The organism is Limisphaera ngatamarikiensis, from assembly GCF_011044775.1.
In the GTDB taxonomy this organism is placed as follows: domain Bacteria; phylum Verrucomicrobiota; class Verrucomicrobiia; order Limisphaerales; family Limisphaeraceae; genus Limisphaera; species Limisphaera ngatamarikiensis.
Genome location: NZ_JAAKYA010000006.1, coordinates 38,093 through 64,154, shown reverse-complemented (window position 1 = coordinate 64,154; position 26,062 = coordinate 38,093). Strand labels below are relative to the sequence as shown.

Here is a 26,062-nt window from a genome sequence, read left to right as displayed (position 1 = left end):
CCCTGGGCATGATTCCCCTGCTCTTGACCAGTTTCGCTCGGGTGCCCCAAGCGAACGCCCAGGCCTACAATGTGGCCAACTGGGTTGTGGACACCAACCTGCAGGTGGCGCCGGTCAGCGTCGCCAATGCCTACCCGATCACAACGTTTATCAACGGCACTAATCCGACCGTACGGCTGTACCAGTTTTTCGCAAACTCCACCATCGGGGACACACCAACGACATTGAGTCTCGACAACGTTGGTGACCGGCTCACGCTGAGCGGGACGGCCGTCTTTACCGGAGGTGGTGCGGGTGCCTCCCAGGACTACGGCAACGTTCAATGGCGGATCGGGCTCTTTTACAAGGGCGACCGCAACCCGCCGCCGCAAACGCAGGGAACAAACTGGTTGGGCTACTTCATAGGAGCCGGCAGTGGCACCACCACAAGTCCTTTGTACGAACGGGCCGATCCAAACACGGGCATGTATGCTTCCGGTACCGGGGCCTCCATCAACTGGAATGGCTCGGGCCCGGGATCGGGAACGAATTTCTCACCCGGGACGTACAATTTCCTCCTCGACATTGAGCGCAGCGACGCCAACCAGCTCACCTTCAACTTCAGCATCACCGGTACCAACGCCCTGGGACAGCTTTACTCCGTAACCGGAGCCAACCTGCTGGATACCAGCCCGTCCACGATGGCGTTTGACCGCGTGGGAATGCTGTGCGGCGCCTCGCTCAGCGCGCTGGAAATCAGGTACGAGAATCTGCAAGTCCTTTATGCCCCGATACCCGAGCCCTCCGTCCTGGCCCTGACGGCAACCGGGCTGGCGGGCCTGGCATTGTGGCGCAGGCGTCGCAACGGGTAGGACCGGCGGGAAAGAGTGTCCGGCGGGTCCCTGGGACCTGGCTGCATAGGAAACCGGACATACACGCCAAATTCCGCTGAAATAGCGACGCGGTCGTATTCGGGCATTCGGAGATTCCCGAACCACTGGTAGGGACAGCGCCGACAGTCTCGACTTCGACTCCCTGCATTCTCCGGGCCAGGAGGGCTGGTAATAGTGCGAAAGCCCCGGCAGCATCCTCAGGGTTGTTCTACCTCAGCAGGCCGCTTCTGTGAACAGCGGCGAGGTGTGCAGCTTGTGCGTTGGGCCGGTCACCACACTGATTCTCCACCGGCGAAGGATCGGTTGAGTCGGAGATAACACCGGCCCAAACCACGTCGGCAAGGCTCCCGGCGCCTGTGCTCGAGTCGGCGGAGATCGGACATGCCACGCACCGCACCCCTGATGCGGTCTCCAGACTCATCATTTGCATGCCCTTGAGCCGGTCCGATGGCGCTTCGACCGTCCCGCCCGAGCAGCCGGAATCCACTGCTTCATGCCCACGGCCTTGCGCTGCAAAGGTACCAACGCCGCCATCGAAACCGTTCCCGACACCTCGAGACCAGGTTGCACTATGCAGCCTTCCCCGGATGAACGGCTTTAGCCCTTCCACGGGCGAGGCCGTAATGCCGGTTATAAACTCCGAAGCAACCGGTGCGCCTAGCCGTTGCCAACCCCGTGCGTTTGACGCAACCTCGGGTTCACCCGACACCAACTGCCAACGTGCCTGCCGTTTTCCCAATGCACGGTTTTCCCCGGTTTAAAGCCTCGCCCCGCCGGACATCACTACAGATCCCGTTGCCAGCCCGGCCGGGCGCCCGCTTGATCGGCCCGGTCTCCTCGCCGGACCCGGTTCCATCGCACCACCAACCACCTCTAAGGCCGCACTCGCCGGGTCGTGTAAGGAATCATGAACAGAGGTCTGTGTCGCGCGGGGACACAACAGAAAAAGGTGCCCCATCGACCAGAATGCCCTGCACGTCTTGCTGAGAGAGCCAATGAAGGGCACCGTGACCTTGGTCATCCGGTTCCTTCTGCCCGGGAGCCAGCGGTCCTTCCTGCAGGAAACGGTGGCAGGGAAAGCTGCTTGTGTCGCCGCATTTTGGAGGCCGGCATCAGCTTTCAAGAAATTGTCCCCCAGGCCACGGAATACGGGTATTGCCGCTCCTCCCTGCCCTCCTACCGGCGCCGCCCGCTGGAACGGCGCGACACTGGCCATGGCTGTTGACTTTACAAGAATCCGCCAGCCCATGGCGGCAGAGGTCTTGTCCCTGCTGCCGGGCCACCGCCATGTCCTCGAGACCTCGGCTGTCTCAACGACCAAGTGCCGCAAGTGGCTTGGGGCCTTCGCCAAAGATTTCACCCTGCAAATGGCCTTCATCTACCTGGAGGGGCTGTCCGTGACAGCTGCTGCAGGAAACCGGAGGAAGTGGTCCAGCTCCCGTCTACGTGGCTTGGGGCCACGCCGGCGAAGAGCTGCACGGTGTTAGGGCACTGGTTTTTCCCTCCGGGAACTGCTCGTCAAGGAAGGCCGCGTTGTAACGGCTCCGGGAGCGGAGACTGGAGCGGATGCTTCTCGTCATAACCGAAAAGCCCACCGAGCTGGCAGTTGCAGGGACCCTGTTGCACGTCCGACGCGCGGCGAATCGGCGTGAATCCCCAACTTTCGTCCGGCCCCCGGTTCTCCAATCGTCTTTTCCTTCCACGGGCTTGGGAACCGGTTGATAACGGAACGGGTTGTTCCGATCAAGGTTGCGATCCGGGCGTGTGGCTTTAACTCGTTAACTCGTTCAGGCGGGTTGCATCCAACGAGCCGGGCGGCGTGTTGAGCCGACGCAGCCAGCCGCTGATTTCACACAAACCCACGATCCGTGCGCGCGGCATGCCCCGGTCCCGACGCGAACTCCGGCCCGGCAATTCCTCACGTGGACACAACCGATGCACGGTCCGCCCGGCATTCCCGGGTGAACAACCTGCGCAACACCGGTTGCACTGCGCGGAACCGTTCGGGCCTCGAGGGCCCGGAGTTGTTCGACCGGGCAGTTTTCTGCACGGCATCACGTGGATGCGCGGCGATGAGGTTTCAACAACCCGACCCTGCAGGATGGCCGGCCGATCCGTTGGGCCGTTCGATGACCGGCCTCAATCCAAGGGGACCTGCCGGGAGCCCGCTTCGAAAAAAGCAAACGGCCGGAACTACGAAGTTCCGGCCGTTTGGAGATAAACTCCTGGCAGCAACCTACTCTCGCGGAAGCTCGACAACCACTACCATCGGCAATGCGGCGTTTCACGGCCGTGTTCGGAATGGGAACGGGTGGTTCCACCGCTTCATGGCCACCAGGAAATCCGTTGATCCCGTCCCGCAGGCCTTTTCCCCTGCCGGGACCGCTGAAATCCATCTGGAAAAGAGCTGTTCTCTGAAAACTGCGCACAGTGCACGGGCTGACCCGGTGCGCCGAGCCGAAATCGTTCATCCGCATGAGGGGCGGATAAACGATCAAGCCGCACGACCGATTAGGACCAGTCGGCTGAACGGATTGCTCCGCTTACACGTCTGGCCTATCAACCCGGTAGTCTTCCGGGGGTCTTCAGGGACCTTGCGGTCCGGGAGGCCTCATCTTGGGAGGGGCTTGGCGCTTAGATGCTTTCAGCGCTTATCCCTTCCGCACATGGCTACGCAGCGCTGCCCCTGACGGGACAACTGCCACACCAGAGGTGCGTCCTTCCCGGTCCTCTCGTACTAGGGAAGGAATCCCTCAAGCCTCCTGCGCCCACAGTGGATAAGGACCGAACTGTCTCACGACGTTCTGAACCCAGCTCGCGTACCGCTTTAACCGGCGAACAGCCGGACCCTTGGGACCTTCTCCAGCCCCAGGATGCGATGAGCCGACATCGAGGTGCCAAACCGGGCCGTCGATGTGAACTCTTGGGCCCGATCAGCCTGTTATCCCTAGCGTACCTTTTGTCCGATGAGCGACGGCGATTCCACATTCAACCGCCGGATCACTTGGGCCTGCTTTCGCACCTGCTCGACTTGTAGGTCTCGCAGTTAACCCGGCTTCTGGCCATGCCCTCACCGCACGGTTGCCAACCGTGCTGAGCCGAGCTTCGCGCTCCTCCGTTACCTTTTAGGAGGAAACCGCCCCAGTCAAACTGACCCGCTCGCACTGTCCCCCGCCCGGCTTCACGGGTCGGGGTTAGAATCCTAATTGGCGCAGAGTGGTGTTTCATTGGCGGCTCCACGGGAACCGAAGCCCCCGCTTCCAAGCCTCCCACCTACGCTACGCAGCACCAACCAGAACCCAATACGAGCTTACAGTAAAGGTGCATAGGGTCTTTCCGTCCTACTGCGGGCAGGCGGCATCTTCACCGCCATTACAGTTTCGCCGAGAACCTCTCCGAGACAGTCGCTCGGTCGTTACACGATTCGTGCAGGTCGGAACTTACCCGACAAGGAATTTCGCTACCTTAGGACCGTTATAGTTACGGCCGACATTCGCGGGGACTTAGGCGCGCGGCTTCGCCTTGCGGCTAACCGAGCGCTTTCATCTTTCCGCATTGGTCACGTGTCACTCCCTATACGTCGTCTTCACGACTTTGCAGAGAGCTGTGTTTTTGTTAAACAGTCGCCAAGCGCCGTTCACTGCGGCCCACACCGTTCCCGCCTTGCGGCGGGCCCGGGGGGCACCCCTTCTCCCGAAGTTACGGGGCCAATTTGCCGAGTTCCTTAGAGAGGTTTCTCTCGCGCGCCTGAGTGCATTGACACCCACCCACCTGTGTCGGTTTCCGGTACGGGCGGACAAGGCGCACCTGAAGGCTTTTCTCGGCACGGTCAACACCGGTGCGCTTCGGCCGAAGCCTAAGCTCAGCATTCGATTGCCTAGCCGGCGTCTTTCCATGCGTCCCCTTCAGGCCAACTCCTTGCCCGGCGCAGGAATATTAACCTGCTGTGCATCCACTACGCCCTACGGCCTCGTGTTAGCTCCCGGCTAACCCTGGGCGGACGAACCTGGCCCAGGAAACCTTGGGTTTACGGCGACCGGGATTCTCACCCGGTTTATCGCTACTCGTGTCCGCATTCTCACTGGCCGGCGCTCCACGGTCGGTCTCCCTCCCGCTTCACAGCACCGGTCACGCTCCCCTACCATCCGCCGCCGGCGTACCGGCTGCGGATCCACGGCTTCGGTAGGCGGTTTGATCGCCAATCATTTTCGGCGCGACATCGCTCGATGAGTCAGCTGTTACGCACTGTTTAAATGATGGCTGCCTCTAAGCCAACATCCTCACTGTCTAAGCGACGTCACATCCTTTCCACTAAACCGCCTTGAGGCACCTTAGCCGGTGGTCTGGGCTGTTGCCCTCTCGGCCACGGACCTTATCGCTCGTAGCCTGACTGCCGGGGTACTGGAACCGGAGGCATTCGGAGTTTGATTGGTTTTGGTAGGCTGGTGGGCCCCCTAAGCCATTCAGTGCTCTACCTCCTCCGGGTACTGGCCCGACGCTCGCCCTCAAGCGATTTCGGGGAGAACCAGCTATCACGGGGTTTGATTAGTCTTTCGCTCCTACCCTCAGGTCATCTCAGGATTTTTCAACATCCACGAGTTCGGCCCTCCACCTGGTGTTACCCAGGCTTCAGCCTGCCCAAGGGTAGATCACCTCCGCTTCGGGTCTATTGCCCGCGACTCAACGCGCTGTTCGCACTCGCTTTCGCTTCGCCTCCGGCCCTGAGGGCCTTAAGCTCGCCGCGGACAATAACTCGCGGACTCATTATGCAAAAGGCACGCCGTCACCGCCTTGCGGCGGCTCCGACACCTTGTAGGCATGGGGTTGCAGGATCTGTTTCACTCCCCTCATCGGGGTTCTTTTCACCTTTCCCTCACGGTACTGGTGCACTATCGGTTGCCAGGGAGTATTTAGGCTTACCCGGTGGTCCGGGCGGATTCGCACGAAGTTTCACGTGCATCGTGCTACTTGGGATCCCTCCGGGGGGCCTCGGGTTTTCGCCTACCCGGCTGTCACGGTCTATGGCCGCCCTTTCCAGAGCGTTCGGCTAACCTCTGGCGCATCCCCTGATGGAGGTCCCGCTACCCCGGGGAGACAAGTCCCCCCGGTTTGGCCTGTTCCCCTTTCGCTCGCCACTACTCAGGGAATCCCATTCGGTTTCTTTTCCTCCGCTTACTGAGATGTTTCACTTCAGCGGGTGTCGCCTCACCGGACTATGCATTCATCCGGTGATGACCGGGTATTACCCCGGTCGGGTTGCCCCATTCGGAGATCCCCGGATCAACGCCTGCTTGCGGCTCCCCGGGGCTTATCGCAGCTTGCCACGTCCTTCATCGCCTCCTGGCACCAAGGCATTCACCCCAAGCCCTTCGTAGCTTGATCGCAAAGTCTGGCCCCTTGCGGGAAACCGGTTGCCCGGATTCCTCAAGGAGGACTCGGCGAACTGGAATCTGCCCTGATGACACTATGCGCAGTTTTCAAAGAACCACCGACTCGGATTGCCGACCGCGCAGTGCCTGCGCGATACAGCCCGGTCGTTTCAAATCCCTGCGGAGCGTTGGTGGGCGTGACTGGACTTGAACCAGTGACCCTGCGCTTATCAAGCGCATGCTCTAACCAACTGAGCTACACGCCCGTCGGCGCGCGCCCGGGCGGCAGCGCAAACCCTGGTGGAGCTGAGGAGACTCGAACTCCCGACCTACAGCTTGCAAAGCTGCCGCTCTACCAACTGAGCTACAGCCCCACGCGGACCGCCCCGGGTCCGAGGACCCTCGGACGTCGGGTCAACCCGGCGTCCTCTGAGGGCTGGATTGTGCGACAAGGCGAACCACCGGCCTCCGCCGCAGCGGAGGTTCGACCTTCGGAATCCCGTTGCCGGGACCCTTGATCTCCGTAGAAAGGAGGTGATCCAGCCGCAGGTTCCCCTACGGCTACCTTGTTACGACTTCACCCCAATCACCAGCCATGCCTTCGGCACCCCGAAGGGCGACTTCGGGCACAGCCGGCTTTCGTGGTGTGACGGGCGGTGTGTACAAGGCCTGGGAACGTATTCACGGCGCCGTAGCTGATGCGCCGTTACTAGCGATTCCAGCTTCATGCCGGCGAGTTGCAGCCGACAATCTGAACTGGGCCCGGTTTTTGGGGATTAGCTCCACCTTGCGGTGTTGCGACCCATTGTACCGGGCATTGTAGTACGTGTGCAGCCCTGGCCATAAGGGCCATACTGACTTGACGTCATCCCCACCTTCCTCCTCGTTGAAGCGAGGCAGTCCGTCCAGAGTGCTCCGGCCTTGCGGCCGGGTGGCAACAGGACGCAGGGGTTGCGCTCGTTGCGGGACTTAACCCAACATCTCACGACACGAGCTGACGACAGCCATGCAGCACCTGTGCACGCTCCCCTTGCGGGGTCGTCACCCTTTCGGGCTCCTACCACGTGCATGTCAAGGCCAGGTAAGGTTCTTCGCGTTGCATCGAATTAAGCCACATACTCCACCGCTTGTGCAGGCCCCCGTCAATTTCTTTGAGTTTCAACCTTGCGGCCGTACTCCCCAGGCGGCACGCTTAACGCGTTAGCTTCGCCACGGACGGGGTCGAATCCGCCCACGGCAAGCGTGCACCGTTTAGGGCTGGGACTACCAGGGTATCTAATCCTGTTTGCTCCCCCAGCTTTCGTGCCTCAGCGTCAGGGGTTGTCCAGGGACCCGCCTTCGCCACCGGTGTTCCTCTCGATATCTACGCATTTCACTGCTACACCGAGAATTCCGGTCCCCCCTCCAACCCTCAAGCCGGGCAGTTTCCGACGCAGTTCCGAAGTTGAGCTCCGGGATTTCACGTCAGACTTACCCGACCGCCTACGCACCCTTTACGCCCAGTGAATCCGAACAACGCTCGGGACCTCTGTATTACCGCGGCTGCTGGCACAGAGTTAGCCGTCCCTTCCTCTTCCGCTACCATCAGCCGCCGACGTATTAGGTCGGCGGGTTTGGTCGCGGATGACAGGGGTTTACGAGCCGAAGCCCTTCATCCCCCACGCGGCGTCGCTCCGTCAGGCTTTCGCCCATTGCGGAAGATTCTCGACTGCTGCCACCCGTAGGTGTCTGGGCCGTGTCTCAGTCCCAGTGTGGCTGGTCGTCCTCTCAGACCAGCTACCCGTCTTAGCCTTGGTAGGCCGTTACCCTACCAACTAGCTGATAGGCCGCGGGCTCCTCGCGAAGCGGCAGGCCTTGCGGTCCCCACCCTTTAATCCCGCAGGGATGCCCCCGCAGGACCACATCCGGAATTAGCCCACCTTTCGGCGGGTTATACCGGTCTTCGCGGCAGATTACCCACGTGTTACTCACCCGTTTGCGACTCCAGCCGCCGGATATTGCTACCCGACGGCCAGCGTTCCACTTGCATGTCTTATCCACGCCGCCAGCGTTCGTTCTGAGCCAGAATCAAACTCTCCGTGTCAAAAAACACGCAGGTCTGATTCCGTCACCGGTCCCGAAGGACCGGCCGCCGTATCGGCTGAAACTCCGGTGCTGGTCACCTGCCGACCAGCGCCAGAGGGGCTCGCACTTGTCGCACAATTCAACTCTCAAAGAACGCCGGGTTGTTTACCAACCCGCAAAATCCTCTTTTGCCCGCTCTCGGACGACACAGCTGCGTGCCGTGTTCGCTTTTTCGAACCGGCCTCACGCAGCCGTCGAATTTCGCGTTTGAATCTATTGGGCTGCCCGGTTTTTGTCAACAGCCTTTTTTCGTCTTTTTTTATCCCCCTTCGGGGAACCGGGCCGGCCAATCTTTGCGGGCCGTCTTCGCAAAGAACGCGCGATACCGTACGCAGGTTCCCTCGCCGGCGCAAGAGGTTTTTTTAAAAAAATCTCGGCTCGTCAGCCCTCGGTTTCAACCGGTTGCGCCGCGGCCGACAAAGCCGCGGCCACAGCGGCCTGCCAAACGGTCCTGGCCTCAACCCCGTGCTCCATGGCGCGCCGGCAGCAGTCGTCCCATTCGGGCTTCAGCTGCACCACACGGCCGTTTAACAGGCCGCATTTCACGCGTACGGCGCCGTACGCTGTTTGTACTTCCGTGGTGTGCCGCCGGAGCTTGCGACGTTCGCGAACGCTGCGCCGCACGCCCAGTGCCGGTGTTTCGCGCAGGATCAACTCCGTCAGGCGATCGGCATCGGCCGGGCGGCACAGGACCGTGAGCCACACACCGGGGCGATGTTTTTTCATCTGGACGGGCGCGTAAAACACGTCCCATGCGCCGGCCTGGAGGGCGAGTTCCATGAAGCGACCGAGCTGTTCGCCGGTGGCGTCGTCGAGGTTGGTTTCCAGCACGGCCACCTCGTCCTGTTCCCAATCCCACCGGCCCTGCGCGTCCGCTGCGGGCGGGGTCAAGGGGCCCAAGACCGCCCGCAGCACGTTGGGTCGGGTACGAAGGACGCGCTGGCCCAGCCCGAAACCGATCCGTTGGGCGACGAGGTTTTGCATGGGGCCGAAGCGTTCGACGAACTCGGCGAGGAAGGCGGCGCCGGTTGGGGTGACGAGCTCATAAGGTTCTTCACACTGGCTTATGGGGATGCCCCGTGCCCCCAGGATGGCCAGTGTGGCGGGAGCCGGCAGGGGAAACCGTCCATGGGCACAATCGATCCAGCCGGTTCCGTCGACCACGGGGCCGGCTTCCACCCGCGGACGGCCGAGGGACTCGAGCGCGATGCAACCGCCGAGGATGTCCACCAGCGAGTCCACTGCGCCGACCTCGTGGAAATGGACGGTGTCGAGGGGCTGGCCGTGGATACGGCTTTCGGCCTCGGCAATGCGCCGGAACAGGGCCACGGCCTTTTGCCGAACCCAGGGTGAGAGCGAACTTGTCTCGATCAGTTGTTGGATTTCACGAAATGTCCGGTGCTGATGATGTTGGGAGCCCGGCTCGTGAGGGTGAGGGTGTGAGGTGTCGTGAGGGTTTGGGCCCGCATGGGTTGGATGAACTTCCACCCGGTGTCCGGCGATGGCGCCATGGGTGGATCGGTAAACATGCCAGTGCCAGGGACCCAGCGGCACCTTGCGAAGCTCGGATTCCACGTACCGGGGGTCCACGCCGAGGTCAAACAGTGCGCCCAGGAGCATGTCGCCGCTGATGCCGGCGCAGAGGTCGAGGTAGAGGAGGTCCATGGGTGTGATCGTGGTGGGTTGTCAGGCCGTGGTGTTGGGTTCGGATGCGGCTGTACGCGTCATGTGTTCGGCCACCAGGGCGTTGATCTGGCTGGCGGCGAACCCGGCTCCAAAGCCGTTGTCGATGTTGACCACGGTGATGCCGCTGGCGCAGCTGTTGAGCATGGCCAGCAGGGCGGCCAGGCCGCCCAGGTGGGCGCCGTAACCGACGCTGGTGGGCACGGCGATGATGGGCCGGTTGACGAGTCCGCCCACCACGCTGGGGAGGGCACCTTCCATGCCGGCGACCACGATGAGCACATGGGCCCGGCGCAGGTCCTCGAGTCGGCCGAGGAGTCGGTGCAAACCTGCCACGCCCACGTCGTGGATGCGCTGGACGTGGTTGCCCATGATGTCGGCGGTTATGGCGGCTTCTTCCGCGACCGGCAGGTCACTGGTACCGGCGCTGACGACGACGATGGTGCCGGGTCGTTTGGGCAGGGGTTTGGGGTCGATGGTGACGCAGCGGGCGGTCTCGTGCCACACGGCGTGGTTCCACCGGCGGAGTATTTGGCGGGCGTGTTCGGGGGTGAGGCGGGTGGCCAGGACGCGTTCGCCCTGGCGTAAGAGGGTTTCGGCGATGGCCACCACCTGTTCCGGGGTCTTACCCTGGCCGAAAATGACCTCGGGAAAGCCCTGACGGAGTCCGCGGTGCAGGTCCACCTTGGCAAAGCCCAGGTCCGCCAGTGGAGCTTTTTGAAGGGCTTGCAGGACTTCTTCGCGACTGATGCGGTCGGCGCGGAAGGCCTCGAGCAACTCGATGGCTTCTTGCAGGGTCATGTTCGAACAAGGGGTTTGTCGGTTACGGATGGAGGTTGGGTTGCGGGATTGGTTCCGACGAAGACCCGGGTGCCCCGGGCTCCGGGCCTGCGCTGGAGAAGCCGGGCCAGATGGAGTGCCATTTCCAGGGATTGCTCGTAGTTGAGGCGCGGGTCCACCGGACTGCGGTAGGCCCGGGTCAGGTCGGCTTCGGTCAGGCCGCAGGCGCCTCCGAGGCACTCGGTCACGTCTTCTCCGCTCAGTTCGAAGTGCACGCCGGCCAGCGGCAGACCGGCTTGATAAAGGATCTCGCAGGTGGTTTCCAGCTCTTGGAGGATTCGCTCGAATCGCCGGGTTTTGAGTCCGGAGGCCGTGGTCTCGGTGTTCCCATGCATGGGATCGCAGACCCAGAGGACACGACGTCCCCGTCGTTGGAGAGCTTCGACCAGGGGAGGCAGGGCGGAGGCCACCCGGTCGGCGCCAAAGCGGGTGATGAGGGTGAGGCGTCCGGGTTCATGTCCGGGGTCGAGCAGGTCGCAGAGCGTTACCAGTTCCTCCTCGGTGATCGGAGGTCCGATCTTGACGGCAATGGGATTGCGGATGCCGCGGAAGTACTCCACGTGAGCGCCGTTGGGGTCGCGGGTGCGATTGCCGATCCAAGGGAAGTGGGTGCCCAGATTGTACCAGCCGGTTCGGCGTGGGACCTGTCGTGTGAGGGCCTGTTCGTACAACAGGTGGAGTCCCTCGTGGCTGGTGAAGAAATCGACCCGCTGCAGTTGCGGGATGGGGGCGCCCCCGGTGAGGGTTTCCATGAACTCGATGGCCCGGGCCACGGCCTGGACCCGCTGTTGATAGGCGTCGGCGACCGGGCCGGGCCGGGCGAAGTTCAGGGTCCAGTTCTCGGGGTGGTGCAGGTCGGCAAACCCGCCGTCGATCAGGGCGCGGATGAAGTTGATGGTGAGGGCGGCCCGTTCGTAACCGCGCAGGAGCAGTTCCGGATCCGGGGTGCGATCGTCCGGATCGAAGTTGGGTCGGTTGACCAGGTCACCGCGGTAGACGGGCAGCGTCTGACCGTTTCGGGTTTCGGTGTCCGAGGAACGGGGTTTGGCGTACTGACCGGCAAATCGCCCGACGCGAATGACCGGGATTCGCGCGTCGTGGACGATGAGGAGGCTCATCTGGAGAAGGACCTTGAGCTTGCCGGCGATGATGGAGGACTGGCAATCGGCAAAGGTTTCCGAGCAATCTCCACCCTGAAGGAGGAAACGTTCGCCCCGGGCTGCCGCGGCCAGCTGACCCTTCAGGTTTTCGATCTCGTAACTGCTCACCAAGGGTGGCAGTTGGCTGAGCTGGTCGAGGACCGCTCGAAGCGCTGCCGGGTCGGGGTAGACCGGCTGCTGTCGGGCGGGTTTCCGTTGCCAACTGTCCGGCTGCCAATCCTGGAGATGACCGGGCTGGTTCATGCCTTGCGTGCTGAGCCTGCCGCAAAGCGGTGGCCGGCGCAAGTGAAGGGCCGGTTTGCCGGGCGGCCGGGGTGCCGACGAAATACACGCGCGGCTGGAGTGCCCTCACCTGTGTTTCTCAGGAAAGCCACGTGGCACGAAGAGGTGGAGGGGGCTGTCCGTGCCCGGGGCAGCTGCGGATGGACCGGTTACCCCGGTCGGTCCACCTGACACGACGCGCAATCCCGGCCGGGTAGGATGTTATACGCAACGGGGCGGGGACCCGGGACCCGGTGACGAAGTGCCGGAGAACAAGCGGCACAGCCGGTCGGGCCGATCTATTCACGAATCCCGGGACGGTTCGAGGCCCCTGCAGTCAGGTCGAGCCATTCATGCGGCCACGGCCTGTCGGAGGCAGAGAGGCCCGGGGTGTCACCCTGCCCCGGGGCAGCCGGGGGGGAAGGCGGGTTTTCGGCTGGAGCCCGATGCCGTCAGGTCACATGTTAAGCCGAGGCTGTATGGGTGTGAGCACGTTGATGGTCGTGGACGACGAGGCGGACGTCCGCTACTCCTTTCGTCGCCTGTTTGAGGGCGAGGGGTTGGAGGTGGTGGAGGCAGCCAGCGGGGAGGAAGCGTTGCGAATGATCCCGAGGGTGCGCCCCGATTTGGTGGTGATGGACATCCGCATGGCGGGATTGAGCGGGCTGGAGACGTTGCGGCGGATCCGAGAGATGGATCCCCGCCTGTTGGTGATTCTGATGACGGCCTACGGGACCACGCAGACGGCCATCGAGGCGATGAAGCTGGGGGCGTACGATTATCTGCTGAAGCCGTTCGACATGGCCCGGCTGCGTTCGGTGATTCAGCAGGGGCTGAAGGCGGCGCGGGACATGCGCCAGGCAGTGGCCATCCGGCCGACCGGCGGGCTGGAAGAGGATGCGCTCGGGCTGGTGGGCCGGAGTGAGGCCATGCAGCAGGTGTTCAAGCTGATCGGACAACTGGCGGCATCGGATGCCACGGTACTGATCACCGGGGAGAGCGGCACGGGCAAGGAACTGGTGGCGCGGGCGATTTACCAGCACAGTCGTCGTTCCGGGCAACCGTTTTTGGCAGTAAATTGTGCGGCCATCCCCGAGGGGCTGTTGGAGAGCGAGCTGTTCGGGCATGAACGGGGGGCATTCACGGGTGCCACGCAGCAGCGCATTGGCAAGTTCGAGCAGTGTCACCGGGGCACGTTGTTTTTGGATGAAATTGGGGACATGAGCCTGTCCACCCAGGCCAAAATTTTGCGGGTGTTGCAGTCGGGACAGTTTGAGCGGGTGGGCGGCAACCAGACCTTGCAGGTGGACGTGCGGATTTTGGCGGCCACGAACCGGCCGTTGGAGCAGATGGTGGCGAGCCGGCAGTTCCGGGAGGATCTTTTCTACCGGCTGAACGTGGTGCGGATTCATCTGCCCCCGTTGAGGGAGCGCAGGGAGGACATCCCCCTGTTGGTGGAGTATTTTCTGGCGCGGTTTGCGCGGGAACAGAAGCAAACTCCCAGGTCTTTGACTGCGGCGGCCCTGAGGGCGCTGGAGAACTATCACTGGCCGGGCAACGTGCGCGAATTGGAAAACGTGCTGCGGCGGGCCACCGTGATCGCCAAAGGGGAGGCCATCCTGCCGGAGGATCTGCCACCGGAGGTTTTGGAGGGCGCGGCGGGCCCGGTGCGAGCCGGGGCGGCACCGCAACCCAAACCCGGTCCGGCCACGGGAGCTGCGTCGCAGGCACACGCAGGCACCTCCGAAACCGCGCGGGACGAGGAAGAGGTTGTCCACCTGGCGCGGCGCCTGTTCGAGTGGGCGCGCCGGCATCCGGACCGCAAGGTGTTGCCGGCTGTGGAACGTGAGCTGGTGGTGCAGGCCCTTAGGGAGACGCGGGATAATCAGGTGCGCGCGGCCCGCTTGTTGGGCATTACGCGGGCCACGTTGCGGAAACGGATCGAAAAGTACGGGATTCGCCGCGAGTTCCGGGTGGAATAGTTCGGTTCGTCGTGTGGGCCCGGCAGATGGTGGCTGTGGCGCCGGGCCTTTTATTCCGGAGTACCGCCCGGCCGGACGTCCTGGAGAAAGCGTTCGACCGCGGCCCAGACCTCTTCCACAGAAAGCCCCTCCAGACACACGGGCCGGGGCCAGCGACAGTAATCGAAACACGGTTTGAACGGGCAGGGTCGGCCTTCGATCCATTGCGCGGCCGGGTGCAGTGGCGCGAACCATTCGGGCAATTGAGGGCCGAAAATGGTGAACGTGGGGAGGCCACAAATCGCGGCGAGGTGACCGGGTCCGGAATCATTGCCAATGAAGAGGTCGGCAGCTTCGATGAGCTCGAGCAGGGCGGTCACTGTCTGGGGCGTGGCGACATCCCGCTCGCCGGCCTGCTGCCACCAGGCAGTCTGCGGCGGGTCGCAAGCGACCCGGACCTGCCAGCCCCGGGCGCGCAGGCGGCCGACGAGTTCCTTGTAGCGATCCAGCGGCCAGACGCGGACCGGCTGGCCGGCCCCGGTGTGGACAAGGATGGTGCGGGAGCGAGGTCGAGGCGGAGGGGAAAGCTGTTCCCGGGACGGCAACTCCAGGTTCAACGCCCGGGCCAGGCACCGCCAGTACTCGTACCGGTGGGCCTCGGGATCCGGCAACGCCAGGGGACGGGTCAACCACCGGTGGCTGCCCAGCCGGGGGAAACCCACCCTCTCCCGTGCACCGACGAGTCGCAGCCATAAATGATCCCGGGGATCCCAGCGCGCCGAAACGCCCACTTCAAATCGGGCGCGCCGCAGTTGTCGGGTGATCCGGATCAGCTCCCGCCACGGCCAGAGCCAGAACCTGTATTTTCCCCGAAAAGCGGTCCAAGGAGCTACGAGGGACAGGACCCGGACACCGGGCCAAAGCCGGGGTTGCAATTCGCGGCCGAACGGTTTGGACACCAATGTAACCTCGAATCGCTCGGAGGCCGCTTGCAGAAACCTCGAGGCGATCACCAGGTCGCCCAGGCCCCAGAGTTCGAGAACCAAAAGGCGCGGTTTCATGGGGGAGAAGGACGACGATCGGGTGGGCCGGGCTGTGCCGGGGCCGGTGGTTCCGCCGCGGCGGGTCTTCGGGCTGCCACCCACGCAGACCAGCCCAGCCAGTGGACCCGGGCCGTGAGCTGTTTTCGACCCGGGGGGCCCCACCGCAGAATCCAGTGGCTCAGCGCAAACAGCCAGTTGCGCGAAATGCCCGAGCCGAGCACCACCAGGCCGCGTCGTTCCAATTCCCCGGCCAGTTCGACCGTTGGGACCACACGAATGTGCGTGGGGTCATCGTAGAAGTTGAGGGTGAAGCGAACCGGCCGGGGCAGCGAGCGTATGGAGGGAAGTTGGAGCGTTTTGGGGTGCGGGGTTTCGAAGTAAACGCGTCCTCCGGGTTTGAGCAGGCGCGCCACTTCATTCATCAGCAGGTCCAACGAACGGAGGTGCTCGACCAGATGCATGCAGGTAATCGCGTCAAATGAGGCGTCCGGCCACGGGAGCGGATCGCGTTCGAGGTCGGCCCGGACGAATTCGCAGCCTGCCGGATACGCGTCCGGTGTGCCGGCCTTGTCCACCGCATGGAAGTGGAGATCAGGACGCAATTCGGCCATGTGCCGCAGCGTTTCACCGTCGGACGAGCCGAGATCGAGCAGCATCCCGCCGCGCGGGGTGGCGGCAACGAAGGCGGCCCGGGTATCGACCCAGGGCCAGGGTCTCAGCCAGCGCCAGTTCATGGTTCCGGAGCCGGCCCCATTCGGCAACCCATCCGCGCGCGGGCATGGTCGCCCGGCAACGACCTGCTTCGTTTGCATGCACGCGCCTCAGCTGCGCAGGATTCTGCCGGGCTCCCGTTGGGCCGGTGCGACGGAGAGTAGGCGTGGGCGCCGCAGCCTGTAAAGGGCGGGCCCGTTTTGGAGGCGGTCCCGGGCGGTACCTTCCATGCCCGGGCTGGCTTCACACGGATCTGCACCGGGCAACAAGGGCGCGGCCGGGACGAGTTTTGCGTCAGGAGCCGCAGGCGAAAGCTTCTGGCACCCCTGCGATTGATAGCACCATGCGCGGCTGGACCGCAGGGTGGCCAAAACGGATCCGGCAGACTGGGTGGGTGGCCTGTCTGCCGGCAAGCCCAATGCCATGGACCAACCGCGCACCCTGTCATGAACGAATGGATCCGCAAGGCCGCCAACCCCGGCTCGGGATGCGCAGAACGTGAGGTCGGACGGGTCTTGCAGAGGGCCCGGCATTCTTACCTGCGAGCACTACTCCTTCGGGCCTAGGAGGTAAGACCCCGATTGAGGCGGACCGCGCGTTTCACTGCCTTTCGCCCTACGGGCGCGCGGGCAAAAACGCAGCCGCCCTGACCTTCACAGGTCAGGGCGGCCTCGAAATCTGGTTGCGGGGGGTGGATTTGAACCACCGACCTCAAGGTTATGAGCCTTGCGAGCTACCAGGCTGCTCCACCCCGCGGTTCAGTGCGGCGTATACATAGCACGGGCTCCATTGCTGCGCAAGGGGGAAAATGCAAGCGACGACCCGCGTGCCATAGCCCACAGACGCCAGCCGGGGCCCCGGGCAATCCATGCCCGCTGAGAACTCTGCCTGCCTTCCTCGAAGAGGTGTGAGCTTTGCGGCTTTCGATCCCGCACCGGCACCCTCCCCGCAGGGCAGCTGCGGTGCGTGGCAACGAGGTTTTCTGAAGATCGTGGGGCAACGCTTCGTACGGCAAAAGGCGGTGGGTGCAGCCGTGGGAATTGATGCGGAGGTCTCCAAGGCGGGACCTGATCCAATGCCGAAATCCCCCAAGCGTGGTCCGGGCGCGTTCGGCTCATCCAATGGCGCGATTCAAAGCCTACGGGGTGCGGGTACGGGCGGCGCACAAAAGCCTGTTGTGGAAGCACTCTCGACTGGTTGCCCGGCGGGGCAAGATGACGTAGGCTGCGGCTCAGGCGACCGTGAAAGCAGATCAAAAGCCGAGCAACTGGCCCCTTTTGAAGGGTGACAGCCGGGCTCGGGCCTTTAGCCTGACGGAATTGCTGGTGACCGTGGCGGTGATCGGCCTGCTGGCGGCGCTGCTGCTGCCGGCCCTGGGCCGGGCCAAGGCACGCGCCATGCGCACGGTGTGTGTCGGGAATCTCCGTCAGCTGGCCCTGACCTGGCAGATATATGCCCAGGACAACAACGACCGTCTGGTCCCGAACGGATACGGAACCCGTGGGACGGTCGGGGACACCCGGCTTTGGGTCCTTGGCGCCACGCATGCCGCCGCGCCCGAGCACCGGGCCACGTTGACCAATGCAGCCCTGTTGACCGATCCCGCGGTGTCGGCCTTTGCGGCGTATCTGCCCGCTGCGGCCGTGTACAAATGCCCGGCCGATCGTCTGCTAATTGACGGCGCGGCCAAGGTACGGTCCTACGCCCTGAACGCCTATCTGGGCTGGACTCTGCCCGAGGGGGGCGGGGAATTCCTGCTGAGCCCGCGTCATGCAAACTTTCGCACCCTTGCGGAACTGGGCTCTGCGACCCCGTCCGAGCGCCTGCAATTCGTGGATGTGGCGCCCGAATGGCTCTGCCATTCTGCGTTCGGCGTGGCGATGACCGCCGTTTTTTATCAGTTCCCCACGGTTGAGCACGGGGACGCTTCCCCGATTTCCTTTGCGGACGGCCACGTGGAAGTCCGTCGCTGGCGCGACCCCTGGACCTTTCAAATGGCCAGGTCGCGATTTATCACACACCTCAACTGGGCCTTCCGGCCCTCGGCAGACCTCCTGTGGCTGCGGGAGCATGCCAGCGTGGTCACGGATCCGTCCGGAAACACTTCTCCATGAACTCCCCGGTTACCCGTCCCATCGCGTTGACCGTGGCCGGCTCCGACAGTGGCGGCGGCGCCGGCATTCAGGCCGACCTCAAAACCTTCGCCGCGCTGAAGGTGCATGGAACCACGGTCATCACCTGTGTGACGGCGCAGAACCCGCGTGAAGTTCGTGCCGTGCAGGCCCTGCGGCCGTCCATGGTCCGCGCGCAACTGGAAGCGGTTTGCGCCGAACTTCCGCCCGCCGCAATCAAGACGGGAATGTTGTATTCGGCGTCCATCATTCAAGTGGTGGCCCGATTTCGCTTCCCCGGAGACCCGCCACTGGTGGTGGATCCGGTGATGGTGGCGACGAGTGGTGCGCCACTGTTGCGGCCGGAGGCCATGCAGGTGTTGACGCGCCGGCTGCTGCCGCGAGCCACCCTCATCACGCCCAACCTGCCGGAGGCCGAGCTGCTGGTGGGGCGCCGGCTTCAGGAGGTGGAAGACCTTCGAGAAGCCGCCCGGACGCTGCGCCAGCGGTACGGATGCGCGGTGTTGATCAAAGGCGGGCATCTGGGCCGGGTCGAATCCGCGCTCGACCTCTTTTACGACGGCGAGCAGGAGCTGCTGTTGGAGGCCCCGAGGATTGCGGGTCGGCACACGCATGGGACCGGTTGCACCTATGCTGCCGCCATCACGGCATGCCTGGCCCGGGGCGATTCGCTGGTGCGGGCCGTGCAGCGGGCCAAAACGTTCGTGACGCGTGCGATTGCCGGAGCGTATCGGGCCGCCCGGCACGACGTGCTGCTACCCGGTGCCTGAGGCCGGGCCATTCCGGCGGCGTGTGGGCACGTCCGTCGTTGCGATCCACCGGGGCCGGGGGATTGGTTGCCAGAACCGGCCCCCCGGATCAGCGGGGCGGGATGCAAGGCGCGGAGGTTCCCGACCTCGCCATGCCGCCCGCGCTTGTGTATGTTGGGTCAGAATGGCAGCTGCAGCAGGTGGTCATGGGTCGGACATTTATCTTTGAATGCCCGCGGTGTCAGTATCGTGCCCATGTTTCCGGCGGGCCCGATCATGGGTTTCGGTTCGCCGTGCAGACGATTCTTTGTCAGAACTGCAAGGAACTCCATGACGCGGTAGTGCGTCTTCGCGTGCCGGTGGCGCAGCCGCTGTCGTTGTCGTCGCGCTGGTCATTCCCGGCCTTCGGGATGGGACCGGCGCGGAGATCCGTTGCCGTGCCCCGACACCCGCCCACGTTCCATCAGGTGTTGAACCAGCTCTGGCCGCGAGGGGTGCGCCATTCGCGATGGGTGGAGTTTCCGCTCCTCTGTCCCAAGGGCTCCTGGCACACCGTACGCGAATGGAACCAACCGGACAGTTGCCCTCGCTGTGGGACGTTGATGGAGCAGACGGTGTTGCCCTATCGCCTTTGGGAGTAGCAATTGCAGCAATCGCGGGGGCATCCGCGCCCGGTGAACCACGGTGCCGGGCCATCAGGCTCCTGACCAGAGGTCCCCAAAGTTGCCCAACATGGTGCCTCCCGACCGGTCCGGCAGGATTTTTGCGGGCCGCGGTTGGCGACCCTTGGCGCGAGGGGTCGGACGTCCACTTGGTTCCTTCAGCGTCTGGAGTGGTTACACTCCGAGGGTGACGCGAACTGCGGCACGATGCCGGGGCATGCCCCTGGTTGTGGCCGGCTGACCCGCTCCGGATCCGGAGGCCAGCAGGGGCAAGGACAGGACGCGTTGCCGGAATCCTTTTGCAGGTTCAAGGACCTGACGGAGCGGAGTGCCTCTTTGGCAACGCCCGCCGGGCGGTTCCTCCCGGCTGAAGACGGGAGGCTCGTAGGATTCTTTGGCAGTTACCGGCACGTGGCGTAGCCGCGGAAGAAACCGATGCACTGTCCCACGTCCGGCACGTTGTTTTCCCACTTGGTTTCGTACTCGATGGAGATGTTTCCGGCAAAGCCCTGACGTTTCAGTTCGTCCAGCAGGGCCGCCACGTTGACCACGCCGGCGCCGTAGGGGACGTCGGTGGTCTGCCGGCCAATGGCGGTGCGGTCTTTGAGGTGTACGCTGATGATGCGGCCCGAGAGGAGGCGGAGCCCTTGCAGGGGAACGATGCCGGAGGTGGCCCAATGGCCGGTGTCCGCCGCAGCGCCCACGCGCGGGTCACGGTTCCGGACCATTTCCAGCACGTTGGTCGGACTCCAGACCCGGTAATTGGGGTCGTTGGGCCGGCGCGGATGGTTATGGATGCCGACGCGGATGTCGTATTCGCGGGCCAGGCGCTCCAACAGATCGAGTTTGTCCACATCCTCCGTGGTCACGGCGTAGAGGTCGAGTTTGCGGGCAAATTCGAAGATGCGGCGCCACTCGGCCTCGTCGCGCCCGTGGACGACGCCGTAGTTGACGGCGCGCACGCCGTAACGGGCCAGATGTTCCTTCATTCGGGCGATGATCTCATCCGAGGCGTTATGGTCCCAGCGTTCCTGACTGCCGGGCGCGAGGGGTTGGCCCGGATAAAACTCGATCACCCTGGCCCCGGCTGAGGCGGCCTTTTCCACCGCTTCAAACGCCGTGAACCGGTTGAACGTCCATGCCTGAACACCGACGGCGAACCCGCCAATTTTGACATCCTCCGGGATGGGACCCGCCGCTGTGGTCATGACTGCGCCCCATACAAGGGCAGCCGCCGAACATGCGATCCAGGTAGCAGCTTTCATGGTGCCTTTGCGTCTGGCTGGCCCGAAACCGACTGGTTCCGCGTGCGACCGACCGAATCCGCACGCCGCAGCGTTGGGCTGCCCGGTCTCGAAGCCACGCTGTATGCCTACCTGCAGTCGGGCCGAATGCCAAGGAAAACCCGTGCGTTTTTCCGGGTCTCGGGCGGAACCACGGCCCATGGAAGGGTTGGGGACGGTGCGCGTTCACCAGCGTACCCGGAGGAGAAATCCAACCAAAAAAGATGGTGCGCGCTGCAGGATTTGAACCTGCGACCCCCAGTGTGTGATACTGATGCTCTACCGCTGAGCTAAGCGCGCAACCGAGACCACTCTACCGCGGCGTCCCGGGTTTTCAAGTCTTTCTGTGCCGTCCACGGCGTCACAGTTTCCGCCCGGAGATCACAGTCCCTGCCGAGCCACAGCCGCCCGCTGCCACCCGGGTTTCAGCGACGGTACTGGGGATTCCTCCGGGCTCGGCCGGTGAAACCGTGACGACGGGCTGGGCCGGATTCAGTGGCCCGGAGGCTGCATGGTTGCCGGGTACCGCCATGCCTTCCGAAATTGGAGGAATCGAATCCGGGGGCGAATCCCGCTCCGGGGCGCCGAGCGGCTTTTTATGCGGTTCATCTGGCCGGTCATTTAAAAAAGGCAAGGCACCCGGGCGCGTGCCGGAGTCGCTCTGTTGGCAGGGGCCCTAGCCTCGGAGCGGGCAACGGCCACCGGCAGGGTTTCTGACCACAATTGGCCGTGGTGCGGTTGGGCCTCCGGCAGTGTGTTCGACATTTCCGGGCCCGAGCTTCAGGTCGTGTCGCGACAACCCTTTGCGCATGGGCCGGTGCTTTCCAGGTCAAAAGCGGTTCCGGCTGATCCACGGTTAATCCATCCACGGGTCCGGGGAAACAACCAACTGTTGGGCACAAACAAAGGCGTTTGTCACCGCAGCGGACCCGGTGGAGGGCACAACGCCGGCTGACGCATGCAAACCGGCTTTTTGTACCGGCTTTTTGTTGGGGGTACCCTGCCCCTGTAGAAACGGTCGGAGCGGTTCCTGCGTGAAGGCAGCGAACCGCTCCGGCGGGCAATGGGAAACAGCCTGGGTTGTTCAAAGTGCCCGCGGTCGCGAACGTGCTGTTCCCTTATCGGTTGGCGGGAGGTCCGGCCCGACGGCGTTCCGGCCGAGGCCCCGGCCCGGCGCCCGGGCCTGCGCCTCGCTGGGCCCGCTGTTCCTGCCATTTCTGGAACTGTTCAGGCGTGAGGATTTCCTTCATTTTCTCCGTCTGCTTGTCCTGCAGCTGACGGAGTTTCTCGCGCCTTTGCTCGGGCGTAAGGCTGGTGTCCTGACGGATTTGGCGCATTTGTTCGCGCAACTCGTCCATGGCTGCGCGCATCTTCTCGCGTTGTTCCCGGGTCAACTGCAGGCCGGCGCCCGGCTCCGGACGCGGCGGCCGTTCGGCCCGCCGCAGCCCGGGGCCCGCAGCCTGATCCCGGGGCGTGGCGCCGGTCTGGCCGTCGGCTGCCCACAGGGTGGTTCCCGCACATAACAGAGTGGCCAATCCCGCCACCCACACTCTCTTCCTCGCGGTCGTTTTCATAACACATCTCCTTTGGCTCTGGTTTTCGTCCTTCGGGCGGGTTGGTTTCTCGTTCCCGCCTCACTGTTGCAGACGACGTCGGAGCGGTCGAGGTTACGCCCGGACGGGTTTTGGTCCCGTGAGTGTGAGGCGTCGGGGAGTACGGGGTGGTCCTTTCCCGGCAGGTCCGCGCCGACGGCGAGCTGGCAAGGCTGGAGTCAGGGACGGTGGATGGAGGCTGGACAACAGTTCAGCTTCTGTTATAGGAGGCTCCGCACGATGAACAGCATCCGACCCCTGACGGAACGGCTCGCCGTTTGCAGTTGGTCGCTCCTTCCGGAGGGACCGGAGCATCTGGTTCGGTTGTTGGAGCAGGTGGAGCTTTTTCGCGTTCAACTGGCCCTGGACCCGTTGCACGAAGCTCCGGTGGCCTGGCGTCTGACGCGGGAGATTCTCGCCATAAACGGTGTCGAGGTGGTCTCGGGCATGTTCACCACCGTGGGCGAGGATTATTCGACCCTGGAAAGCATCCGGCGCACGGGGGGGCTGGTGCCCGACCAGCACTGGGAAGAGAACTGGCGACGCGTCCAAACCGTTCGGGACATAGCCCGGCGACTCCACATCCGACTGGTCACGTTCCATGCCGGTTTTTTGCCGGAGGATTCCGCGGATCCGGCGTACCAGCGCCTGTTCGACCGGGTGAGCCGGGTGGCGGATTGTTTTGGCGAGGCGGGCATTGGGTTGGCTTTTGAAACCGGCCAGGAAACGGCGGAAACCCTGGCGGAGTTTCTGACGCGCCTGAACCGGCCGCATGTGGGTGTGAACTTCGACCCCGCCAACATGCTGCTGTACGACAAGGGCGATCCGGTGGAGGCGGTGCGGGTGTTGGCGCCCTGGATCCGGCAATGCCATTTGAAGGATGCGCGTCGAACCCGCGTACCGGGCACGTGGGGTGAGGAGGTCGTCCTGGGGACCGGCGAGGTGGACTGGCCGGCGTTCTTCCGCGCGCTGGAGGAAATCGGGTTCGACGGCCCCCTGTGCATTGAACGCGAAGCCGGGGGCCAACGAGTCGAAGACATCCGGGCGGCGCGGGAGTTTGTGGAACGGCTTGTACGCGCCGGGTGACCGCCCGTGTCGCGTTTCGTGGTAACGTCCTCAATCAACTCAACTGTCCAAGCAATCATGAGCACCCGATCCTTGGTCCGACGTCCCGTGCGGGTGGGTGTGGTGGGTCTGGGTTTCATGGGCCTGACCCATTTGCGTGCCTATGCCCGCATCCCCGGGGTGGTTATTACCGCGGTGAGCGACCCTGCCAAGCGTCCCGTTCACGGGGTGGTGCCGGGAGTGAGTGGCAATTTGAGTGCGGCCGATGCATGGCGCCTTCCCGAGGGCACGCGCTTCCATGAAGAGGCCGAGGCCCTTCTGGCGGATCCGGAAGTGGACCTGGTGGACCTCTGCGTGCCCACGCCGCTTCATGTGCCGTTGTCGCTGGCGGCGCTGGCTGCCGGGAAACATGTACTTTGCGAGAAACCGCTTGCGCGGACGGTGTCGGATGCGCGCCGGCTGGTGGAGGCGGTGGAGAGGGCTCGGACGTTTTTCATGCCGGCCATGTGCATGCGGTTTTGGCCGGGTTGGGACTGGCTGGTCGAGCGGATTCGGCGCGGAACGTTCGGTCGGGTTTTGGCGGCGCGGTTTCGTCGGGTGAGCACGCCACCGGGGTGGAGTCGGAGCACCTATTTTCGCGGGGACGTTTCGGGCGGTGCACTGCTGGATTTGCACATTCATGACACGGACTTTGTGCAGCACTGTTTCGGGTCGCCCCGGGCGGTGTTTGCGCGGGGGCTGAGCCGGCTGAGTGGCGCGGTGGACCATGTGGTGACGCAATACGTTTTTGACGGTGACCTGGTGGTCAGTGCGGAGGGCAGCTGGATCATGGCCGGCGATTACCCGTTTCAGATGACCTACACGGTGAATTTCGAGCGTGCCACGGCCGAGTTTGATCTGGCGCGCGGCCGGGAGGCGTTGCGGTTGTATCGGGACGGGCGCCCCGCGGCCACGGTTCCCCTGCCGGAGACGGACGGGTATGTGGAGGAACTGCGGTATTTTGTGCGCTGCATCCGGCGGGGCCAGCCGCCGCAAAGGGTGACGGCCGCGGATGCGCTCCGGGCGGTGGAGATCTGCGCGGCGGAGGAACGGTCGGTTCGCACCGGCCGTGTGGTTCCGCTGCGGTGAATGCGTTGGTTCCCCGCCGCGGGGGCGCCCTGCATTCAGCGCGACGGGACGGGGATCAGGATTGTGTCGCCGGGTTTGAGCCGGTGGAAGTCGAGTCCGGGATTGGCCTTGAGGATGGCGCTCAACGGGACGTCGTACTCCACGGCCAGACTGATGAGGGTTTCGCCGGCGCGGTAGATGTGGGCCCGGAGCGTGGGAGCCGGAGGTTGCGGTTCGGGCAGGTTTTCGCCGAGGACTTCTGCCTGGGCCTTGAGGGCTTCCAGTTCGAGTTGTCGGCGCTGGATTTCGCGCTGGAGGGCCGTGAGGTCGTTGTTGGTTTGGAGCCGGGTGACCTCCTCGGCCAGCGCGTGGCGGATGGCGTAGAAGGTTTCCGCCAGCTCGGGGCGACCCGCCTGTTGGGCCTGGGCCAGGGCCTCGCGGTATTCGGGGTCCTGCAAACGCTGGTATTGCCGGTACCGTTCCTCGCCCAGGGCAAGTCGGATGGCCTGTTGGTATTGGGCTTCCAGGTCCTGGATCTGGCGGGCGGAGGCGGGGCTGTCCGCTTCCGCCAGGGTGGCCAGGCCCTCTTCCAACCGTCGTCGGGCGTGATACCAGGCGCGGAACTGATCCGGGGTCAGGTCCAAACCGCCCAGCTGACTCAGTTCCTGTCGGAGGGTGCGGGCGGTGGGTGAATACCGCAGGAGAAGTTCTTCGAGCTGGGCCGGGGACAGGATGCCTGCCAGTTCCTGCTCCCACTGTCGTTGGAGGCGGAAGATTTCGGCCGGGGTGACTGTGCGTTGTTGTGCGGCGGCCTGTTGTTGGAGGGCGGCCAGTCGTTCCTGGTATCGGCGGTAACTGTCCTGGACCTGCTGTTTGACTTCGGCGGGCAACGGTCCCAGGAGGGGGCCATCGAGAGGAAGGCCGGGTTGGGAAGGTCGGGGCAGGCTGATTTGGTCCCCGGTTTCCCAACCGGGTCCCAGCAGGGCGGTTAACAGGGCGCGGCGTTCTGCTTCGAGCGCTTCCAGTTGGGCACGTGCCCGGGCCTCGATTTCCGGATCCGGCTCGGTCCGCCACCATTGTTGTTGCGGGGTGACGATTTCGGTGGCGCGTCGTCGTGCGAACAGGGCGTTGACGTCGGCGATGATGATGTCGCGGATGGTCTGCTCCGGGCATCCGATGGCACGGAGGTTGGCCACGTAGGTGGCGTAATCCGGAGACTCGATCTCGCTCCAGTGAAAGAACTGTCGCCGGGGCACGAAGTTGGTGCGGGGCACGACCGTTTGGGCGGCGGGCTGCGACTCGGGGGCCGTGGCAACGACCGCGGGGGACGTCCTGCGCAACCAGGAACCGAGCCAGCCGGCGGCCAGCGCCACATTGGCGGCCAGCGAGAGGTACAACCAGATTCGCCCACGCATAAAAACGGCTGCCCCCGGCATCCATGCCACATC

The 26,062-nt window shown here is 64.0% G+C and carries 14 protein-coding genes, 4 tRNA genes, 3 rRNA genes and 1 pseudogene; 7 read left to right on the top strand and 15 right to left on the bottom strand.

What is annotated here, in order from left to right; translation table 11 throughout:
* Positions 1-8 precede the first annotated feature (8 nt).
* Entirely contained in the window at positions 9-851 is an 843-nt protein-coding gene (locus G4L39_RS00940) for a PEP-CTERM sorting domain-containing protein (RefSeq protein ID WP_165105230.1), read from the top strand.
* A 2,244-nt stretch (positions 852-3,095) separates the two neighbouring features.
* Here the strand turns inward: G4L39_RS00940 and rrf are convergent.
* The 8 genes and pseudogenes from rrf to G4L39_RS00900 form a co-directional block, all read right to left on the bottom strand.
* Positions 3,096-3,211, bottom strand: a 5S ribosomal RNA gene (gene rrf, locus G4L39_RS00935).
* A 151-nt stretch (positions 3,212-3,362) separates the two neighbouring features.
* Positions 3,363-6,254: ribosomal RNA gene (locus G4L39_RS00930) — 23S ribosomal RNA — on the bottom strand.
* Between the two features lie 176 nt (positions 6,255-6,430).
* Positions 6,431-6,507 (bottom strand) — tRNA-Ile (locus tag G4L39_RS00925).
* A 32-nt stretch (positions 6,508-6,539) separates the two neighbouring features.
* Positions 6,540-6,615: transfer RNA gene (locus G4L39_RS00920), tRNA-Ala, on the bottom strand.
* 153 nt (positions 6,616-6,768) lie between these two features.
* Positions 6,769-8,324, bottom strand: a 16S ribosomal RNA gene (locus G4L39_RS00915).
* The 16S, 23S and 5S rRNA genes sit together here with 2 tRNA genes alongside, the layout of an rRNA operon.
* Positions 8,325-8,746: 422 nt before the next feature.
* A complete protein-coding gene (larC, locus tag G4L39_RS00910) occupies positions 8,747-10,030 on the bottom strand; it encodes a nickel pincer cofactor biosynthesis protein LarC (protein WP_165105228.1) in 1,284 nt (427 codons plus the stop codon).
* 21 nt (positions 10,031-10,051) lie between these two features.
* Positions 10,052-10,849, bottom strand: coding sequence for a nickel pincer cofactor biosynthesis protein LarB (gene larB / locus G4L39_RS00905; protein ID WP_165105226.1), 798 nt, complete (start codon positions 10,847-10,849; stop codon positions 10,052-10,054).
* Between the two features lie 89 nt (positions 10,850-10,938).
* Positions 10,939-12,291: pseudogene (locus G4L39_RS00900) on the bottom strand (3-deoxy-7-phosphoheptulonate synthase class II); the annotation flags it as partial.
* A 497-nt stretch (positions 12,292-12,788) separates the two neighbouring features.
* Between G4L39_RS00900 and G4L39_RS00895 the strand changes: the two are divergent.
* A complete protein-coding gene (locus tag G4L39_RS00895; RefSeq protein ID WP_205880684.1) occupies positions 12,789-14,291 on the top strand; it encodes a sigma-54-dependent transcriptional regulator in 1,503 nt (500 codons plus the stop codon).
* 50 nt (positions 14,292-14,341) lie between these two features.
* Here G4L39_RS00895 and G4L39_RS00890 read toward each other — a convergent pair whose 3' ends face one another.
* The 3 genes from G4L39_RS00890 to G4L39_RS00880 all read right to left on the bottom strand — a co-directional run bounded on the left by G4L39_RS00890 (position 14,342) and on the right by G4L39_RS00880 (position 16,780).
* The gene (locus G4L39_RS00890; RefSeq protein WP_165105222.1) at positions 14,342-15,331 is read right to left on the bottom strand and encodes a glycosyltransferase family 9 protein; all 990 of its coding nucleotides are present in this window, start codon (positions 15,329-15,331) and stop codon (positions 14,342-14,344) included.
* Positions 15,328-16,047, bottom strand: coding sequence for a class I SAM-dependent methyltransferase (locus G4L39_RS00885; RefSeq protein WP_165105220.1), 720 nt, complete (start codon positions 16,045-16,047; stop codon positions 15,328-15,330). The genes G4L39_RS00890 and G4L39_RS00885 overlap by 4 nt, the downstream gene beginning before the upstream one ends.
* A gap of 656 nt (positions 16,048-16,703) precedes the next feature.
* Positions 16,704-16,780 (bottom strand) — tRNA-Met (locus G4L39_RS00880).
* A gap of 485 nt (positions 16,781-17,265) precedes the next feature.
* On the opposite strand from G4L39_RS00880, the gene G4L39_RS00875 reads away from it, so the two are divergent.
* The 3 genes from G4L39_RS00875 (at position 17,266) to G4L39_RS00865 (ending at position 19,546) form a co-directional block, all read left to right on the top strand.
* Entirely contained in the window at positions 17,266-18,138 is an 873-nt protein-coding gene (locus G4L39_RS00875) for a prepilin-type N-terminal cleavage/methylation domain-containing protein (RefSeq protein ID WP_165105218.1), read from the top strand.
* The gene (thiD, locus tag G4L39_RS00870; protein WP_165105216.1) at positions 18,135-18,926 is read left to right on the top strand and encodes a bifunctional hydroxymethylpyrimidine kinase/phosphomethylpyrimidine kinase; all 792 of its coding nucleotides are present in this window, start codon (positions 18,135-18,137) and stop codon (positions 18,924-18,926) included. The genes G4L39_RS00875 and thiD overlap by 4 nt, the downstream gene beginning before the upstream one ends.
* A 272-nt stretch (positions 18,927-19,198) precedes the next feature.
* Complete coding sequence (locus G4L39_RS00865; protein ID WP_165105214.1) at positions 19,199-19,546, top strand: hypothetical protein; 348 nt, start codon at positions 19,199-19,201, stop codon at positions 19,544-19,546.
* Between the two features lie 422 nt (positions 19,547-19,968).
* Here the strand turns inward: G4L39_RS00865 and G4L39_RS00860 are convergent, their stop codons facing one another.
* The 3 genes from G4L39_RS00860 to G4L39_RS00850 form a co-directional block, all read right to left on the bottom strand.
* Entirely contained in the window at positions 19,969-20,832 is an 864-nt protein-coding gene (locus tag G4L39_RS00860) for a sugar phosphate isomerase/epimerase family protein (RefSeq protein ID WP_165105212.1), read from the bottom strand.
* A 243-nt stretch (positions 20,833-21,075) separates the two neighbouring features.
* A tRNA-Val gene (locus tag G4L39_RS00855) sits at positions 21,076-21,150 on the bottom strand.
* Positions 21,151-21,968: 818 nt separating this feature from the next.
* Complete coding sequence (locus G4L39_RS00850) at positions 21,969-22,424, bottom strand: nucleoporin Nup88 family protein (RefSeq protein WP_165105210.1); 456 nt, start codon at positions 22,422-22,424, stop codon at positions 21,969-21,971.
* 258 nt (positions 22,425-22,682) lie between these two features.
* Between G4L39_RS00850 and G4L39_RS00845 the strand changes: the two genes are divergently transcribed.
* Together G4L39_RS00845 and G4L39_RS00840 are read left to right on the top strand one after the other, a co-directional pair.
* Positions 22,683-23,528: a sugar phosphate isomerase/epimerase family protein gene (locus G4L39_RS00845; RefSeq protein ID WP_165105208.1), complete on the top strand. Its 846-nt coding sequence runs from the start codon at positions 22,683-22,685 to the stop codon at positions 23,526-23,528.
* A gap of 57 nt (positions 23,529-23,585) precedes the next feature.
* Positions 23,586-24,635 (top strand): Gfo/Idh/MocA family protein, encoded by a 1,050-nt coding sequence (locus tag G4L39_RS00840; protein WP_165105206.1) that lies wholly within the window; start codon positions 23,586-23,588, stop codon positions 24,633-24,635.
* A 35-nt stretch (positions 24,636-24,670) separates the two neighbouring features.
* On the opposite strand, the gene G4L39_RS00835 is transcribed toward G4L39_RS00840, so the two are convergent.
* Entirely contained in the window at positions 24,671-26,029 is a 1,359-nt protein-coding gene (locus tag G4L39_RS00835; RefSeq protein WP_165105204.1) for a LysM peptidoglycan-binding domain-containing protein, read from the bottom strand.
* Positions 26,030-26,062: the final 33 nt, after the last annotated feature.